This is a genomic window from Saccharopolyspora erythraea NRRL 2338 (assembly GCF_000062885.1).
GTDB lineage: Bacteria > Actinomycetota > Actinomycetes > Mycobacteriales > Pseudonocardiaceae > Saccharopolyspora_D > Saccharopolyspora_D erythraea.
This window is the reverse complement of the sequence record NC_009142.1, coordinates 692,836-710,099: the sequence shown is the minus strand read 5'-3', so window position 1 is coordinate 710,099 and position 17,264 is coordinate 692,836. Positions and strand designations below refer to the sequence as shown.

Sequence of the window (17,264 nt, the reverse complement as noted above, 5' to 3'; positions counted from 1 at the left end):
TGATGCCTGCCGACCGCCTGCTTCCCACCCCCGAAGCAACCGACCTGCTCGCCCTGACCAGGGAGATGGCCCGCGACGAGCTCGCGGGGGCCGCCGCCGGGCACGAGGCCGCGGGCACCTTCCCGCGGGAGGTCTTCGAGCTGCTCGGCAAGTCCGGCCTGCTCGGCCTGCCCTACCCGGAGCAGTACGGCGGCGGCGAGCAGCCGTACGAGGTCTACCTGCAGGTGCTGGAAGAGATCAGCCGCGCCTGGATGACCGTGGGCGTCGGCCTGTCGGTGCACACCATGGCGTGCTTCCCGCTGGCCCACTTCGGCACCGACGGGCAGCGGGAGAAGTGGCTCCCCGACATGATCGGCGGCCGGACGCTCGGCGGGTACGCGCTCTCGGAGTCGCACGCGGGCTCCGACGCGGCGGCGCTGAGCACGCGCGCGGTGCGCGCGGGCGACGCGTACGAGGTGACCGGAACCAAGTCGTGGATCACCCACGGCGGCGTCGCCGACTTCTACACCCTGATGGCGCGGACCTCCGACGACGGCCCGCGGGGCATCAGCTGCCTGCTGGTCGACGGCACGACGCCCGGCCTGTCGGCGGGCACACCCGAGCACAAGATGGGGCTCACCGGTTCGCCCACGACCGAGCTGCGCTTCGACGGCGCGCGGGTGCCCGCCGAGCGGCTCGTCGGAGCCGAGGGCGACGGGCTCAAGATCGCGCTCGCCGCGCTCGACTCGGGCCGGCTCGGCATCGCGGCCTGCGCCGTCGGCCTCGCCCAGGCGGCGCTGGACCTGGCGGTGGACTACGCCAAGCAGCGCGAACAGTTCGGGCGGCCGATCATCGAGTTCCAGGGCCTGGAGTTCCTGCTCGCCGACATGGCCGCGGTCGTCCACTCGGCCCGCGCCACCTACCTGGACGGCGCGCGGCGCCGCGACGCCGGCATGCCGTTCGGCATGCAGGCGTCGGTGGCCAAGCTGGTCGCCACCGACGCGGCGATGAAGGTGACCACCGACGCGGTGCAGGTCCTCGGCGGCGTCGGCTACACCCGCGACTTCCCCGCCGAGCGCTACATGCGCGAGGCCAAGGTGCTGCAGATCTTCGAGGGCACCAACCAGATCCAGCGCATGCTCATCGGCCGCCACCTGGCGAAGAGCTGAGGGGGATGGCGGGGGCGCGGGCCGCAGGCGGTGCGTGCCGGGTGGCGCGGGCCCGTGTCCGGTGGCGCGGTGCGTGCCGGTCCGTCGCGGAACGGAAGAGCGGCCGTCTCGTCAGTCCCGCGCATCGGCGCGAAGCACCGCGCCCGCGGGAATTCGCAGCCACGCCGTGGACTCCGCTTCCCACCCGCTGAGGGTGGTCGGCGCCCCCTGCACCTCTGATGCAACACCCTCGGCGTACAGCAAACCGCCCGCGGAAAGATGGACCGCATCGAGACTCCCGACGACTCCTCTCCAGTCGACGTTCACCCGACCATCCGAGGTTTGGACCGGGAACGCGTGCACGAGCCGCAGATAATCCTCCAGACGAATCGATCGTGTATATGACGGCAACGTCCTCGTCGAAGAAGAACCGATAGCGTTTCCGCTGCTGCCACTTGGCCAGTTTCGACTCTGCCCAGTCCCAGGCCGTCGTGCCGTCGGGGAGAAATGAGGACGTCCAGAACGCAGCATGCGGTTTCGAAGCCATGCCGACCCAGTCCTCCGGGTCCCACAACCGGAACTTGGGGAGTGCGAGGCTCGCCGAGTAGCGCGCCTGCGGGCACGGCAGACCCTCCATGGTGAACCAGCCCCGCTGGAGCCGCTGCGCCACCTTGCCGGCAACCGAAGCTTCGACCTGCTCGCCCGGATCTGGCGGACCATTCGGATCATGCAGCGCTGATCCGCTGAAAACTATTTCCGCGTACAGGTCGACGTCGCCAATCCGGTCGAGTTCGCTCGGATCCTCACGGAACCGGTCGCAGAGTTCGCGGAGCAGCGGCGATGCACAGCCCCCGGGTTTCTTTCTTCGCGGATCGAACATCTCGATCACGACGCTATCGGCCCGAGAGCACATCGCAGTACCAACGAAAGTTGATAAACGGCGTTTTGAGCAGTCCTACCCAAGTGGCCGCGTGCATTCCGCGCGGCCTTCGAACTCGAGCTTCCGGGCGCCCCGGCAAATGACGTCGAACCACGTGGTCCTGACGAATCGCTTGCCGGGGCCGACTGCTCAGAGAGGGCGGAGGCCCCAGGAGGCGATCCAGGTTTCGCCGGGCTGGAGGACGAGCAGGTCCTCCCCCGAGTTGAGAGCGGCCGGGGGGCAGGTCATCGGCTCGATGGCGACCGCGCGGCCCCGCCCGGGGAAGTCGTCGGCGGTGTAGACCTGCACCCACTTGAACACCGGATCCGCCCACAGCTCGACGCCGTGGCCGGTGGGGTCGGTGAGGGTGTGGCGGATGCGTTCTCGCGGGTCGTCCGGGGCGGGCGCGGCGCCGCCGAAGGCGGTGTCGAGCAGGACACCCGCGAGCCTGCGACCGGTGCGGAACTCGATCTCGTCGCCCTGCAGCGCCCTCGGTGGCCGGGTCGGAAGCAGCCGCTCCGGGTCGACCGGCAGGACGCTGGAAGCCGCCAGCCGCAGGACGCAGTCGTCGGTCTCCGCGTGCCCCGCCCTCGGGTAGGGGTGCACGCCGACGCCGAAGGGCGTGGCTCGGGCGCCGAGGTTCTCCACGGTGTGGGTGACGGTGAGCCCGTCGTCGTCGAGGGTGTAGCCGATGGAGGTCAGCAGCGGCACCGGCCAGCCCGGCTGTGCCACCACCATCGCGTGCAGCACGACCGTGGACTCGGCGTGCTCGACGAGCCGCCACGGCGCGTGCCGCAGCAGGCCGTGGATGGCGTTGTGCCGCGCGGGCTCGGAGAGCGCGAGCTGCTGCGGCTCGCCGTCCAGCGTCCAGTGCCCGTCGGCGACCCGGTTCGGCCACGGCACCAGCACCGCGCCAGCCGCCGACGGCGGCTGCTCGTCGGGCCCGTAGGTCTCCGAGTACGGCACCCCGCCGACCTCGAACGCGCGAAGCGCCGCGCCGACCTCGGTGACGACGGCCCGCGCGGCGCCATGGGCGATCTCGAACTGCCGGCCGGTGGCGGGAACTGGATCATTCACGTGACCACTGTATTCCGGCCACCGGCCCGGCGGCCTACTTGCTGAGCTTGGCGGCGTCGAATCGTGTCCCGCCGGTGACGAAGTAGTTAATCACCCAGAAGATCACGCCGATGCCCAGCAGCGCACCCGCGATGAGGTACTCGTCGACCGGGCGGCCCGACAGCGGGCTGGCGAAGAACGCGCAGCTGAGCGCACCCAGCACCGGCACCCAGGTGGGCGCCTGGAAGTGCTCGTGCTCGACCTTGTGCTTGCGCAGCACCAGAACCGCGACGTTGACCACGGCGAACACCGCGAGCAGCAGCAGCGAGGTGGTGCTGCCGAGGTCGGAGATGTCCAGCAAGCTGACCAGGACCATCGCGATGATGCTGGTGAACAGGATCGACACCCACGGCGTCTGGCGGGTGCGGTGCACCGCGCCGAACTGCTTGGGGATGATCTTCTCCTGCGCCATGCCGTAGACGAGCCTGCTGGCCATCAGCATGTTGATCAGCGCGGTGTTGGTGACCGCGAACAGCGCGATCGCCGAGAACAGGATCGGCGGGAACCACGGCGCGGCGGCCTGCACGACCAGCAGCAGCGGGCCGTCGGACTCGGCGAGCTCGGCGGTGGGCACCAGCGTCGAGGTGATCAGCGCGATGACCAGGTAGATCGCGGCCGTGATGCTCAGACCCATCAGCAGCGCGCGCGGGAAGTTCTTCGCCGGGTTCTTGGTCTCCTCGGCCATGTTGACCGAGTCCTCGAAGCCGACCATCGCGAAGAACGCCAGCGCGGTGGCCGAGGTGATCGCCAGCAGCGGCGAGGTGTCGGCGTTGAACTGGGTGAGCCTGCTCGGGTCGGGCACCAGGTCCGGGTTGCTGCTGCCGCCGAAGACGGCGAACGCGCCGAAGACGATGACGATCAGCAGACCGGTGAGCTCGACGCAGGTCAGCACCACGTTCATCTTCACCGACTCGCCGACGCCGCGGAGGTTGATGCCGGCCAGGATCAGCAGGAAGCCGATCGCCACCGGCCACGCCGGGACTCCCGGGACGATGGCCTCCAGGTAGTCACCGCTGAAGGCCTGCGCGGCCGACGACGCCGAGGTGATGCCGGAGCACATCACCGCGAAGGCGATCAGGAACGTCACGAAGTGCACGCCGAAGGCGCGGTGCACGTACAGCGGGGCGCCGCCCGCCTTCGGGTACTTGCCGACCAGTTCCAGGTAGCTGAAGGCGGTCAGGAACGCCACGAGGAACGCGACCAGGAACGGGATCCACAACGCGCCGCCGACCTTGCCGGCGACCTTGCCGGTCAGGGAGTAGATCGTGGTCCCGAGGATGTCTCCCACCACGAAGAACAGCAGCAGTTTCGGACCCATGACCTTCTTGAGGCCAGGGTTCTGCGCACCGCCGGGCGCGTCGTCGTTCACGGTCGTTTCGTTGGCCATAGCTGAGCAGTGTGCAGGTTGGGGTGGACGCTTGTCTGCCCACCCCTGAACAAAGTGCACTGGTTGTTGCCACCCGGCCTCAGCAACACGCCCATCGCCACCGTGACGTATGCCTCCGGTTACTCAGCGTTGGCTTTCTCCGCCGGTTCATCGCTCTCCTGGGGAGCGCGGTATCGCCAGAAGGCAGGCAGGCAGAACACCGCCAGGATGGCGAAGAACACGACCAGCGCTCCACCGCCCGCGACCGCCGCCCCCGTGCCGACGACCGCGCCGCCCGCGCCGTGCAGCACGTCGGCCAGCCGCGGGCCGCCCGCGACGACGACGGTGAACACGCCCTGCATCCGGCCGCGCATCTCGTCGGTGGCGGCCGCTTGGAGCATCGCGCTGCGGTAGACCATGCTGACCAGGTCCGCGCCGCCGCCGACGGCCAGGAACAGCACCGCCGGCCACAGGGCGTCGGACATCCCGAACCCGATCACCGCGACGCCCCAGGCGACGACGCCGACGGTGACGCCCACGCCGTGGCGCTGCACGCGGTGCAGCCAGCCGGACAGGACGCCGAACACGAAGGCGCCCAGCGGGATCGCCGCGAACAGCAGCCCCAGCGCCACGCCCCCGCCCGGCGGGTCGCCGAAGGTCCGCTCGGCCATCTCCGGGAACAGCGCGCGCGGCATCCCGAACACCATCGCGATGATGTCCATCAGGAACGACGCCAGCAGCACCTTGTGCAGCGTCAGGTAGCGGAAGCCGTCGAGGATCGAGCGCAGGCCGGCGCGGGCCGGAGCGCCCTCGTTGGGCGGCAGCGGCGGCAGGCGAAGCACCGCCCACAGCGCCGCGCACAGGGCGATCGCGTCGATCAGGTACAGCGCCGGCAGTCCCAGCAGCGGCAGCAGCATCCCGGCCAGCAGGGGCCCGGTGATCGCGCCGAGCTGGAAGACCGTGGTGCCCAGCGCCTGCGCCGACGGCAGCAGGTGCAGCGGCAGCAGCCGCGCGATGGCGGCACCGCGCGTGGGCATGTTCACGGCGAAGAAGGTCTGCTGCGCGGCGAACAGCACCAGTACCAACCACACCGACGGGACGCCCGCGGCGGCGACGAGCCACAGCAGCACGGCCGTCACCGCGAGACCGCCGTTGGTGACCAGCAGCAGCCGGCGCCGGTCGACGGTGTCGGCGATCGCGCCGCCCCAGAGGCCGAACACCAGCAGCGGCACCAGCCCGAACAGGCCCGCCAGGCCGACGTAGGCCGACGAGCCCGTCAGGTCGTAGACCTGCTTGGGCACCGCGACGGAGCTGACCTGGGCACCAACCGAAGTGACGATGTTGGAGAGCCAGAGCCTGCGGTAGGCCGGATACCGTAGTGGCCGGGTGTCGAGGAAGACCTTGCCGAGCCGGGACCGGAGGGTCCGCCGTTCCGCCACCGCCTCGCCGCTGCGCTTTTGCACAAGTGCAGGACCCTAGCCGTTAGTGCGGCTAACAGCATCGGAGTTTCCGGGGGCGTGTGACCGAACTCGCCGCCGAGCGCAACCGTTCGGGGTAATGGCAGAGCCCCGCGAAGCTCGTCGCGGGGCTCTGCTGGTCGGTTCGGACCTACGGCTGGAGAGGCGGCAGGCGCTCAGGGTGCGAGGCGCTCCACGACCCAGGCGCCGTCGTTGTTGCGGAAGCGCAGCCGATCGTGCAGCCGGTCGGGGCGGCCCTGCCAGAACTCCACCGACTCCGGCACGATCCGCCATCCGCCCCAGTGCGGCGGGACCGGGACCTTCTCGGCGTCGGCGAACCGGCGTTCGATGCCGTTGAGAGTCGACTCCAGCGCCGAGCGGCCCGAGACCACCCGCGACTGCGGCGAGGCCCACGCGCCGAGCTGCGAGCCCCGCGGGCGCTCCGCCCAGTACTCGGCGGTCTCCTCCTGGCTCACCTTCTCCACGGTGCCCCGCACGTTGACCTGGCGCTGCATCGCCAGCCACGGGAAGGTGGCCGCCGCGAACCGGGTCACCTTCAGGTCGTGGCTCTTGGCCGAGGTGTAGTTGGTGAAGAACACCACTCCCCGCGCGTCGAAGCCCTTGCACAGCACCGTCCGCGAGGACGGCAGGCCGTCGGCGTCGGCGGTGGCCAGCACCATGGCGTTGGCCTCGTGGATCGAAGGGTCGTGCACGGCCTGCTCGAACCAGAGCGCGAGCTGCTCGTGCCAGGTCCCGGCGAGCGAACCTTCGTCCAGCGAACCCGCCTCGTAGGACACTCGCATGGACGGCAACGTGGCCGTGGGGGTGGAGTTCGCCTCCGACATCCGCTCTTCCTCCCTGACTCGTCCGGCATGTCCTGCGGCACGACTCGACTACTTCCGGCGGTCGTCCGCCGGACGGTACGGGTTGAACTGGCGGGCGCGCGTGGTGGGCGCGCCGGACACCGGTACGACGGTAAACGGCATGGGAACTGTTGCCGAATCGCCGATGGTTCACGATCGATTCCGTAAACGATGCAGTGAGGGGACCCACACTCGTTCGGCCGCTGACGAAACGGACGAGTCGGACGCGCTGCGCGCCGCCCCGTCCGGACGGATGCTGAGCAGTCCGGGCGGCGGAGTCCGACAGCTGGGGGTTGCCGATGGGCGAGGAGGCGGGCGGCCGGGTCCTGGCGCTCTCCGACGGCGTGTTCGCGATCGCCGCGACGCTGCTCGCGCTCGACCTGCGGGTGCCGGAGGGGCTGCCGTCCGGCGAGCTGCACGCCGCGCTCCACCGCATGGTGCCCCCGTTGCAGGGCTACGCCATCGCCTTCCTGGTGATCGGCGTGCTTTGGCTGGGCCACCACCAGCTCTTCGCGCTGATGCACCGGATCGGCCCGCGCGTCGCCGCCCTGAACGTGCTGCTGCTCGGGTTGGTCGCGCTGCTGCCGTTCCCGTCGTCGGTGGTCAACGACTACGACGACGAGCCGGTCGTGGTGATCTCCTACGCGCTGAACGTGTGTTTGATCGCACTGGTACAGGTGGCGATCGTGGCCGTGGCCCTGCACGAGGGCGACTTCGTGCCCGGGGTCACCAGGGCACGTGCGTACGTGCCGTCGGCGATCACCGCGGGGGTGTTCTTGGTCTCCGTTCCACTCGCCCTGGTCAGCACGCAGTGGGCGATGCTGAGCTGGTTGTTGCTGATACCGGGGCACTTCGTGGAAGCCCGCGTCAACCGCGATCCGCGGAGCGGTGGTTGAGCGGGCGCAACGTCCGATTTCCGCCGGACACGGCCGTTCGCGGTGCTCCCACTGCCTACTGTGGACTTCCCCGAAGACGTGAGCGGCCGTTTCGCCCTTGCCGGCGCCGGTTTCGGCCGTCCAGGCGAGCGACCGCACCGCCACGCGAAGTGGGGTCACAGTCCCTCACCACAGCTCTCGGGTCAGGGCTTCGGCGTCCGGGTGGTGGCCGAGCGCCTCGGCGAGACCGCGCTGGGCGGTGACCGCGTCGGCTGCCACCGACGTCGCCAGCGCTCCGCCGCCGGAAAGCGGGGCCAGCGACCACCACTGTCCCCCGGCGGGTGCCGCCGGGTCGTGGTCCCACACCACCGTCTCGGCGGCCAGCACCCGTGCGCCCGCGAGGTAGCCCGCGCTGGCCGCCAGCCGTTGCTCGCCGATGTCCAGCCGCTGCCGGAGCAGCGGCGTGCCCGCCCGCACGACGTGCGTGCTGGTGGTCAGCACCCCCGGGCGCTCCCCGTACCTGCCCAGCACCAGGACCTCGCGGCAACGGGCGCGGGCGTGCTCGGCGAGCTCGACCCGCATGTCCGCCCGGTGGTCGGCGCGACCGCTTACCACCGTCGCCTCCGGCAGGTACTCGACGGTCCCGCCCGCCTCGACCTCGATGCGAACGGTGGCGCGGCTGTGCCCGGTGCGCTGACCGGGCAGCGCGACCGTCGCCGCCGTGCCGCTCAGCCGCAGCGCGGCACCGGCACCGACGTGCACGCGCAGGTCGACGCGGTCACCGCCCATCGGAGAGGTGGCCGAGCCGACCAGGTGCACCACGGCCGGGCCGCCCGCGGCCGACGCGACGCCGCGGCGCGGGATGAGCGTGATCGGCGGCTGCGACCGCAGTTCGCGGACGACGTTGCGGCCGTCGGCGGCCAGCTCGACGCGCAGCGCCGCGGTGGCCCTCACGACTCACGCACCGACGACGACCCCCGCCGCGAGCTGCTGCCGCACCCACGCCGAGACGTCGGGGGCGTTGGGCGTGCGGGTCAGCGACTGCGTGATCACCGGCAGCTCGCCGCGCATCCGGTGCGCGTCGGCGACCATGACCGCCATGTCCGCGCCGACCTGCTCGGCGAGGTCCACCTTGTTGATGACCAGCAGGTCCGCGGTGGTGACGCCGGGGCCGCCCTTGCGCGGCACCTTGTCGCCGCCCGCCACGTCGACGACGAAGACCTGGCTGTCGGCCAGACCACGGCTGAACACCGCGGTGAGGTTGTCGCCGCCGCTCTCGACGATCACCAGCTCCAGCCCCGGGTGGCGCTCCTCCAGCTTCTCGACGGCGTCGAGGTTGGCGGTGATGTCGTCGCGGATCGCGGTGTGCGGGCAGGCGCCGGTCTGCACGGCCTCGATGCGGTCGGTGTCGAGCACGCCCGCCCGGCGCAGGAAGTCGGCGTCCTCGGTGGTGTAGATGTCGTTGGTCACCACCGCGAGGTTGACCTCCGAGCCGAGCGCCCGGCAGAGCGCCGCGGTCAACGCGGTCTTGCCGCTGCCGACCGGACCGCCGATGCCCAGCCGGAAGGCCCGTCCGCCGCGCGGCGCGACGCCGTAGGGGTCGGGCTCGGCGGCCGTCGGGTCGAAGTTGACCTGGTGCCGGTGGCCGTGGCCGTGGCCGTTGCCGCCGTGCTCGTGGCCGTGGTCGTGGTGTTCAGGAAGCAAAGAGACGCACCTCTTCCCGGTGATGCCGATCGTGCGACTCGGCGAGCAGGTCCAAGGCCGGGGCCCCGGGCGCCGGCAGGTCCGCCGGGTCCAGCCCGGCGGCCGACGCGGCGGCGTCGGCGATGCCGTCGAGGTCGTTGGCCAGCTCGGCCACCACCGCGTTGACCGCGAAGGGGTCGAGCCCGAGCAGCCGGACTCCCGCCGACGACGGTCCGCTGACGGCGAGGTAGCCCGCGGTCAGCGCCGCCTCCCTGGGCCCGGAACCGGCCGTCGCGGCCAGCACCCCGAGCACGATCGGGTGGTGTGGCCGCGGGGTCGCGGCCACCAGTTCGCGAAGCTCCGGCGAGGGCCACGCGGCCCGGCCGGCGCGGATCGTTCCCCTGCCCTGCGCGCGGGACGCCTCCCGCTGCGCGGGCGAGGGAGTGCGCGCGTCCAGTTCGGCGTCCAGCCGCAACCAGTGCTCCTGCCGGACACCGCGGGCCGCGGCGTGCGCGGCGGCCGCGGCGAACACCGCCTGCAGGGCACCCGCCCCGTGCAGCCGCCCGTACAGGAACTCGCGCAGGTCGGCGATGCCGGTGACCAGACCGCGAGCGGCGGCCTCCTCGACACCGCCGGAGTGCACGTGGCCCCCGCCGGGGAACCGTGAGTCGGCCAGCGCGAGCACCGCGAGGCCGGAGCGCGGGCCGGGCATCAGAACAGGAAGTAGCGCTGGGCCATCGGGACCTCCGAGACCGGGTCCTGCTCGACCAGGTCGCCGTCGATGCGCACCGCGAAGCTGTCCGGGTCGACCGCGATGTCCGGGGTCGCCGAGTTGTGCGGCAGGTCGTGCTTGGTGACCCCGCGGGTGCTGTCGATGGACACCAGTTCCGTCGACAGGCCGAGCCGGTCCGGCAGGCCCGCCTCCAGCGCGTCCGGTGCGACGAAGAACATGCTGCTCGCGGCGGCGGCGCGGGGCTGCGCGCCGAACATCGGGCGGCCCACGCAGGGCTGCGGCGTCGGGATGGAGGCGTTGGCGTCGCCCATCGCCGCCCACGCGGGGAAACCGCCCTTGAGCACCACGTCGGGGCGCACGCCGAAGAACTTCGGCTCCCACAGCACCAGGTCGGCCAGCTTGCCGACCTCCACCGAGCCCACGCGCCCGCTGATGCCGTGCGCGATGGCGGGGTTGATCGTGTACTTCGCGACGTAGCGCTGCGCGCGGGCGTTGTCGGCCCGCCCGTCACCGGGGAGGGCACCGCGCTTGCGCTTCATCACGTGCGCGGTCTGCCAGGTGCGGATGATGACCTCGCCGACGCGGCCCATCGCCTGCGCGTCCGAGCTCATGATGGAGATCGCGCCCATGTCCTGCAGGACGTCCTCGGCCGCGATCGTCGAGGGCCGGATGCGGCTCTCGGCGAAGGCGAGGTCCTCGGGCACCGACGGGTTGAGGTGGTGGCAGACCATCACCATGTCGAGGTGCTCGTCGATGGTGTTGACGGTGTGCGGGCGGGTCGGGTTGGTCGAGGACGGCAGCGCGTTGGGCTCCGAGGCGATCCGGATGATGTCGGGCGCGTGCCCGCCGCCGGCGCCCTCGGCGTGGAACACCGAGATCGAGCGGCCGTTGACCGCCGCCAGCGTCGACTCGTAGAAGCCCGCCTCGTTGAGCGTGTCGGCGTGCAGCGCGACCTGTACGCCGGACTCCTCGGCGACCCGCAGCGCGCTGTCGATCACCGCCGGGGTCGCGCCCCAGTCCTCGTGGATCTTGAAGCCGCCCGCGCCCGCGCGCAGCTGCTCGCGCAGCGCCTCGGCGCGCATCGTGCTGCCCTTGCCGAGCAGCAGCACGTTCACAGGCATGAAGTCCATCGAGCGCATGACGCGGCCGAGGTTCCACGCGCCAGGGGTGACGGTGGTGGCCTTGCTGCCCTCGGCCGGTCCGGTGCCGCCGCCGATGAGCGTGGTGAGCCCGGCCGACAGCGCGACCTCCACCGCCTGCGGGCAGATGAAGTGCACGTGGCAGTCGATGCCGCCCGCCGTCAGGATCTTGCCGTTGCCCGCGATGACCTCGGTGGACGGCCCGATGACGAGCGCGTCGTCGACGTCGTCGCCCGCCTCGGGGTTGCCCGCCTTGCCGATGCCGGCGATGCGGCCGTCCCGGATGCCGATGTCGGCCTTGACCACGCCCCAGTGGTCGAGGACGACCGCGCCGGTGATGACCACGTCCGGGGTTCCCTCGGCGCGGGTGGCCGCCGCCTGCCCCATCGACTCGCGGACGACCTTGCCGCCGCCGAACACCACCTCGTCGCCGGAGCCGCCCGGACCCTGGCTGCGATCCTCGGTGACCTCGATGAACAGGTCGGTGTCGGCGAGGCGGACGCGGTCGCCGGTGGTCGGGCCGAACAGCTCGGCGTAGCGGTCCCGGTCGATCGACGGTGTGCTCACTCGAAGTGCCCCTGGCCTTTCTCCCCGTAGTTCGGCGCGGTGGGTTCGTGGCCGCGGCCGTCGAGCTCGCCCGCGTACTCGGGCCGCAGACCGGGCACCCGCCGCGATCCGCCGACCGGCACCAGGCGGACCTCCCGCTCCACCCCCGGCTCGAAGCGCACGGCGGTGCCCGCGGGGACGTCGAGGCGGTGGCCCCACGCCGCGGCGCGGTCGAACTCCAGGCCCTCGTTGACCGCGGCGAAGTGGTAGTGCGAACCGACCTGCACGGCGCGGTCGGCGCGGTTGACCACGGTGATCCGGACCCGCGGGCGGCCCGGGTTCAGCGGGACCGGCCCGTCGCCGGTGATGATCTCTCCGGGTCGCATCGGCAACGCTCCTCCTCGCCGGGCGGTCGAACCCGCGGTCGCGCGGTCAGTTGATCGGGTCGTGGACGGTGACGAGCTTGGTGCCGTCGGGGAAGGTCGCCTCGACCTGGACCTCGCGCACCATGTCGGCCACCCCGTCGAGCACCTGTTCGGCGGTCAGGACCTCGCGGCCGGACTTCATCAGCTCGGAGACGCCGCGCCCGTCCCGCGCACCCTCCACGACGTGGTCGGTGATGAGCGCCACGGCTTCCGGGTGGTTCAGCTTCAGACCGCGGTCCATGCGCTCGCGGGCGAGTCGGGCCGCGAGGTGCACGAGAAGCTTGTCGCGCTCGTGGGGAGCAAGGTGCATGCTGCTTCTTTAGCACACCGCTACCAGCGCCAAATCGATGTGACCAGGCGTTTTACCTCGACATGATTGTTTGTTTACAACCTTTTTTCAGGCGTTTGCGCTCGCAGGCGTTGCTTTGGCGAGCGCGCTGTGATCTTCGTCATCAGTTCGGTGAGGGCACTCGATCCGATTGCGTGAGCGCCACCCCGCGGTGCACTGTTGCACGACGACCACGGCCGCTTCCGCGTTCCGAACCCCCGCCACGTCGAAACCGCGCGCGCCCGCGCGCGGCACCACCGAGCGTGAGAGACGAGGCATCATGAGCAACGCAGGCGAGTCCGGTTTCCGCCCCGGCCTGGAGGGCGTGGTCGCCTTCCGGACCGAGATCGCCGAACCCGACCGCGACGGCGGCGCGCTGCGCTACCGCGGCGTGGACATCGAGGACCTGGTCGGCACGGTCTCCTTCGGGGACGTGTGGTCGCTGCTGGTGGACGGCCGCTTCGGCGACGGCCTGCCGACCGCCCCCGACCTCGCGCTCCCGGTGCGCACCGGTGACGTGCGGGTCGACGCGCAGGCCGGGCTGGCGATGCTGGCGCCGTCGCAGGGTTTCGCGCCGCTGCTGGACATCACCGACGAGCAGGCCCGCGAGCAGCTCGCCCGCGCGTCGGTGCTCGGGCTCTCGTACGTGGCGCAGTCGGCGCGCGGCGACCTCCCGCCGGTACCGCAGCAGCGCGTCGCGGAGGCGGCGACCACGACCGAGCAGTTCCTCACCCTCTGGCGCGGCGAGCCCGACCCCCGCCACGTGCGGGCACTGGACGCCTACTGGGTCTCTGCCGCCGAGCACGGCCTGAACGCCTCGACGTTCACCGCCCGCGTGATCGCCTCCACCGGGGCCGACGTCGCGGCGGCGCTTTCCGGTGCGGTCGGCGCGATGTCGGGGCCGCTGCACGGCGGTGCCCCGGCCCGCCCCGGGTGCTGCCGATGATCGCCGAGGCCGAGCGGACCGGCGACGCCCGCCGGGTCGTGGAGTCCATCCTCGACCGCGGCGAGCGGCTGATGGGCTTCGGCCACAGGGTCTACCGGGCGGAGGACCCGCGGGCGCGCGTGCTGCGAAACACCTGCGAACAGCTTTCGGCGCCGCGCTTCGAGGTGGCCGCGGAGCTGGAGCGGGCGGCGCTGTCGGTGCTGCGGGAACGCCGTCCGGACCGCCAGATCGAGACCAACGTGGAGTTCTGGGCGGCGGTGGTCCTGGACTTCGCCGAGGTGCCGACCACGATGATGCCCGCGATGTTCACCTGCGCCCGCACCGCGGGCTGGTGCGCGCACGTGCTGGAGCAGAAGCGCACCGGGCGGCTGGTCCGCCCGTCGGCGCAGTACGTCGGCCCGGCTCCGCGCGCGCCCCAGGACGTCGAGGGCTGGGGCTCGATCAACCCGATGGTCGCCGCCGCGGGCTGACCGCACGGCCGGAGGCGGGCGCGCCGACCTGCCCGCCTCCGGCGGCGGTAGCCTGGAGTGGTGGCGGTCACACCACTGCCGGATGGCAGGCGGCGGCTGATCGACATCTCCTTCGCCGAAGCGCTGGAGGACGACGCGGAGACCGGCGGCCAGCGCAGCGACGAACTCGTCGAAGCCGCGACGTACTGGCGACGCGCGGGCGACCACGATCGCGCCCGGCGCGCGCTGCTGGCCGCCGTGGACGCCGACGACGGCACCGGTTTCTTCGACGCGAAGGCCGCCTACGCCGCGTACCTGATGCTCCGCGGTCTGCGCGAGAGTGCCGACGAGCTCTTCGCGCGGCTGCTGCAGTCCCGCTCCACCCGCGAGCAGACCTACCTGTCGGCCGCCTGCGCCTACGCCCGCGACGGACGCCCGCGCGTCGCGCTGCGCTGGGCCAACGTCGGGCTCCAGCGGCTCGTGCCCGAAGGATTCCCCCGCGACTTCGCCGGCGGCGATCCCGGCTACGAGCTGCTCCGCTTCCGCCGGTCCCTGCGGCAGCGCCTCGGCGAGCCCGCCGACGCCCTCGACGAGGTCTTCGACCAGGCGCTGCACCGCGGGCGTGAGCTGAGCGAGCGCATCCGCACCCTCCGGCGGCAGGCCGGCGCGCCTGCCGCCGACACCACGGACACCGCGTGAGCTGGGCGGCGTTGGCCAAAGCGAGGACAGGGCAGTAAGTTGCGGTGCGGCGACTGCGGCGGCGGTGCCGGCCGGGCACCCGCCGGCCGCGGCCAAGCGCGAGGAGCCGGCAACGGCGCCGGTCATCCGGCCACGCATGAATGGACAAACTCACAACGCCCGGAGGCGCCGGCATGACGCAGGCCGAACCCAAGACCGACCCGACGACCCTGCAACTGCCCAGCGAGCTCAAGCCCGCCGACGGCCGCTTCGGCTGCGGACCGTCCAAGGTCCGGCCCGAGCAGCTGTCCAGGCTCGCCGACGAGGGTGCCGCGGTGATGGGCACCTCGCACCGCCAGAAGCCGGTGAAGTCGCTCGTCGGCCGGGTCCGGGAGGGTCTGCGGGAGCTGTTCTCGCTACCCGAGGGCTACGAGGTCGTCCTCGGCGTCGGCGGCACCACCGCGTTCTGGGACGCCGCGTCGTTCGGCCTGGTCCGCGAGCGCGCCCTGCACCTGACCTACGGCGAGTTCTCCTCGAAGTTCGCCAAGGCCACCAAGGGCGCCCCGTTCCTGGCCGACCCGGTGGTCGTCTCCGCCGAGCCCGGTGACGCGCCGGACCCGGTGTCGGACCCGAGCGTCGACCTGATCGGCTGGGCCCACAACGAGACCTCCACCGGCGTGATGCTGGCGCCGTCCCGGCCCGAGGGCTCGGAGAACGCGCTGATCGCCGTGGACGCCACCTCCGGCGCGGGCGGCCTGGCCTTCGACGCCCGCGACGTCGACGTCTACTACTTCGCCCCGCAGAAGTGCTTCGCCGCCGACGGCGGGCTGTGGCTGGCCGCGATGAGCCCGGCCGCGATCGAGCGGATCGGCGAGATCGGCTCCACCGACCGCTGGGTGCCGGAGTTCCTGTCGCTGCCCACGGCGCTGGACAACTCGCGCAAGGACCAGACCTACAACACCCCGGCGGTCGCCACGCTGTTCCTGCTGGCCGACCAGATCGAGTGGATGAACGGCCAGGGCGGGCTGGACTGGTGCGTCTCGCGCACCGGCGAGTCCTCGCAGCGGCTCTACCAGTGGGCCGAGGCCTCGGACTACGCGAAGCCGTTCGTCACCGAACCGGCCAAGCGCTCGCAGGTCGTCGGCACGATCGACTTCGACGACTCGGTCGACGCCGCGGCGGTGGCCAAGGCGCTGCGCGCCAACGGCATCGTCGACACCGAGCCCTACCGCAAGCTGGGCCGCAACCAGCTGCGCGTCGGCATGTTCCCGGCGATCGACCCGGACGACGTCTCGGCGCTGTGCAAGTCCATCGACTGGGTGGTTTCCCAGCTGCACTGAGCCGGCCCGGCGCCATCGCCGGCCCGAGCGGGTCCGGACCGCGGTTCGCTGACTCGCACAACTGATCTTCACTCGATGAGCGGCATCCGGCCACTAAGGGTGATCACCGGGTGAAGATAAGTGGTTCTACCTGTTCGCACGGTGACCACCGATCGGGCAAGATCGGATGCTGAGAGGGTGGTCATCGAGACGACGAACCCGGCGTGCCTCCTGCGTCAAGGGGGCGCGCCGGGTTACTGTCACAGCTTGGTGACATGTAGTCGGCGGGAGGCTGGCGTTATGCGAGCGCTGCGGGTGGTCGGGCTGGACGAGGACGGTGAGACCGTCATCTGCGAGGACCCCGAGAACGGGGACCGCTTTTCCGTGCCCGCCGACGAACGCCTGCGTGCGGCGGCCCGCGGGGATCTGACCAGGCTCGGCCAGGTACAGATCGAGATGGAGGCGCAGATGCGGCCGCGCGAGATCCAGGCGCGGATCCGCGGCGGCGCGTCCGTCGAGCAGGTCGCCGAGGCCGCGGGCATCCCCGAGCAGCGCGTCGAGCGCTACGCCTATCCGGTGCTGCTCGAACGCGCCCAGGTCGCCGAGATGGCCCAGCGCGCTCACCCGGTCCGCGAGGACGGACCGGACGTGCAGACGCTCGGTGAGGTCGTCGCGCACACCTTCGGCATGCGCGGCCACGACTACAACGAGACCTCCTGGGACGCCTGGCGCGGCGAGGACGGCAAGTGGGTCGTCGAGCTCCAGTGGAACGCGGGCCGTTCCGAGAACGCCGCGCACTGGGTCTTCCACCCGGGTGCGCACGGCGGCACTGTCGCCGCGCTCGACGACCACGCGGCGGATCTGCTCGACCCGTCGCCGAACCGCCCGCTGCGCACCGTCCGGCCGGTGACCGAGCTGGCAAGGGAGGCCCTGGAGCTCGACCAGCAGTCCGGTGCCGAACGTGCCGAGCCCGCGCCGCCGCACCGCGCGGAGCCTTCCGCTTCGGTGCCGCCGCTCGACCTCGACGGCGCCGCGCCCGCGGCGAAGGCGCCGGAGGCGCCGGCAGCCGCGGAGCCCGACGACGAGCCGGAGGCGCCCGCCGACGACGCCGAGCCGGGCGAAGCCCCGGCGGAGGCGGCGACCGCGGAGGACGAGGCCGGGCAGCGCAAGGCGGAGCCGCAGCGGCGCGGCCGCAAGAACCACCCGATCGTGCCGTCGTGGGAGGACGTCCTGCTGGGAGTCCGGTCGCACCGCTGAGCGGGCCAGGCACGGCAGAACCGGAGGGGCCGGTGATC

The 17,264-nt window shown here is 72.0% G+C and carries 15 protein-coding genes and 1 pseudogene; 6 read left to right on the top strand and 10 right to left on the bottom strand.

From position 1 onward, the window contains the following. Positions 1 to 2: 2 nt before the first annotated feature. A complete protein-coding gene (locus SACE_RS03175; RefSeq protein ID WP_021341619.1) occupies positions 3 to 1,148 on the top strand; it encodes an acyl-CoA dehydrogenase family protein in 1,146 nt (381 codons plus the stop codon). Between the two features lie 1,048 nt (positions 1,149 to 2,196). Here the strand turns inward: SACE_RS03175 and SACE_RS03165 are convergent. The 4 genes from SACE_RS03165 to pdxH all read right to left on the bottom strand — a co-directional run bounded on the left by SACE_RS03165 (position 2,197) and on the right by pdxH (position 6,830). Next, entirely contained in the window at positions 2,197 to 3,123 is a 927-nt protein-coding gene (locus SACE_RS03165; RefSeq protein WP_009950032.1) for an aldose 1-epimerase family protein, read from the bottom strand. A 34-nt stretch (positions 3,124 to 3,157) separates the two neighbouring features. Then, on the bottom strand, positions 3,158 to 4,549 hold the full coding sequence (locus SACE_RS03160) for an APC family permease (RefSeq protein WP_009950033.1): 1,392 nt from the start codon (positions 4,547 to 4,549) through the stop codon (positions 3,158 to 3,160). A 119-nt stretch (positions 4,550 to 4,668) separates the two neighbouring features. Further along, on the bottom strand, positions 4,669 to 5,991 hold the full coding sequence (locus SACE_RS03155) for an MFS transporter (protein WP_009950034.1): 1,323 nt from the start codon (positions 5,989 to 5,991) through the stop codon (positions 4,669 to 4,671). A gap of 170 nt (positions 5,992 to 6,161) precedes the next feature. Further along, a complete protein-coding gene (gene pdxH / locus SACE_RS03150; protein WP_009950035.1) occupies positions 6,162 to 6,830 on the bottom strand; it encodes a pyridoxamine 5'-phosphate oxidase in 669 nt (222 codons plus the stop codon). A gap of 317 nt (positions 6,831 to 7,147) precedes the next feature. On the opposite strand from pdxH, the gene SACE_RS03145 reads away from it, so the two are divergent. Then, entirely contained in the window at positions 7,148 to 7,744 is a 597-nt protein-coding gene (locus SACE_RS03145) for a TMEM175 family protein (RefSeq protein WP_009950036.1), read from the top strand. 165 nt (positions 7,745 to 7,909) lie between these two features. Here SACE_RS03145 and SACE_RS03140 read toward each other — a convergent pair whose 3' ends face one another. From SACE_RS03140 to SACE_RS03115, 6 genes are read right to left on the bottom strand one after another with little or no spacing between them, the layout of a single operon-like run. Beyond that, positions 7,910 to 8,677, bottom strand: coding sequence for an urease accessory protein UreD (locus tag SACE_RS03140; protein WP_009950037.1), 768 nt, complete (start codon positions 8,675 to 8,677; stop codon positions 7,910 to 7,912). A gap of 3 nt (positions 8,678 to 8,680) precedes the next feature. Then, positions 8,681 to 9,427 carry an urease accessory protein UreG gene (ureG, locus tag SACE_RS03135; protein WP_009950038.1) on the bottom strand — a complete coding sequence of 249 codons (747 nt, stop codon included), beginning with the start codon at positions 9,425 to 9,427 and terminating at the stop codon, positions 8,681 to 8,683. Further along, positions 9,417 to 10,118, bottom strand: a complete 702-nt coding sequence (locus SACE_RS03130; protein WP_009950039.1) for an urease accessory protein UreF — start codon at positions 10,116 to 10,118, stop codon at positions 9,417 to 9,419. Before SACE_RS03130 ends, ureG begins: the two co-directional genes overlap by 11 nt. After that, complete coding sequence (locus SACE_RS03125) at positions 10,118 to 11,845, bottom strand: urease subunit alpha (RefSeq protein WP_009950040.1); 1,728 nt, start codon at positions 11,843 to 11,845, stop codon at positions 10,118 to 10,120. Before SACE_RS03125 ends, SACE_RS03130 begins: the two co-directional genes overlap by 1 nt. Then, positions 11,842 to 12,210, bottom strand: coding sequence for an urease subunit beta (locus tag SACE_RS03120; protein WP_009950042.1), 369 nt, complete (start codon positions 12,208 to 12,210; stop codon positions 11,842 to 11,844). Before SACE_RS03120 ends, SACE_RS03125 begins: the two co-directional genes overlap by 4 nt. Before the next feature lie 46 nt (positions 12,211 to 12,256). Next, positions 12,257 to 12,559: an urease subunit gamma gene (locus SACE_RS03115; protein WP_009950043.1), complete on the bottom strand. Its 303-nt coding sequence runs from the start codon at positions 12,557 to 12,559 to the stop codon at positions 12,257 to 12,259. Between the two features lie 298 nt (positions 12,560 to 12,857). Between SACE_RS03115 and SACE_RS03110 the strand changes: the two are divergent. The 4 genes and pseudogenes from SACE_RS03110 (at position 12,858) to sepH (ending at position 17,226) form a co-directional block, all read left to right on the top strand. After that, positions 12,858 to 13,993 (top strand): annotated as a pseudogene (locus SACE_RS03110) (citrate synthase 2). A 60-nt stretch (positions 13,994 to 14,053) separates the two neighbouring features. Beyond that, positions 14,054 to 14,671 (top strand): tetratricopeptide repeat protein, encoded by a 618-nt coding sequence (locus tag SACE_RS03105; RefSeq protein ID WP_011873112.1) that lies wholly within the window; start codon positions 14,054 to 14,056, stop codon positions 14,669 to 14,671. 173 nt (positions 14,672 to 14,844) lie between these two features. Next, on the top strand, positions 14,845 to 15,990 hold the full coding sequence (gene serC / locus SACE_RS03100) for a phosphoserine transaminase (protein ID WP_009950047.1): 1,146 nt from the start codon (positions 14,845 to 14,847) through the stop codon (positions 15,988 to 15,990). A 279-nt stretch (positions 15,991 to 16,269) separates the two neighbouring features. Further along, on the top strand, positions 16,270 to 17,226 hold the full coding sequence (gene sepH / locus SACE_RS03095) for a septation protein SepH (RefSeq protein ID WP_011873111.1): 957 nt from the start codon (positions 16,270 to 16,272) through the stop codon (positions 17,224 to 17,226). Positions 17,227 to 17,264: the final 38 nt, after the last annotated feature.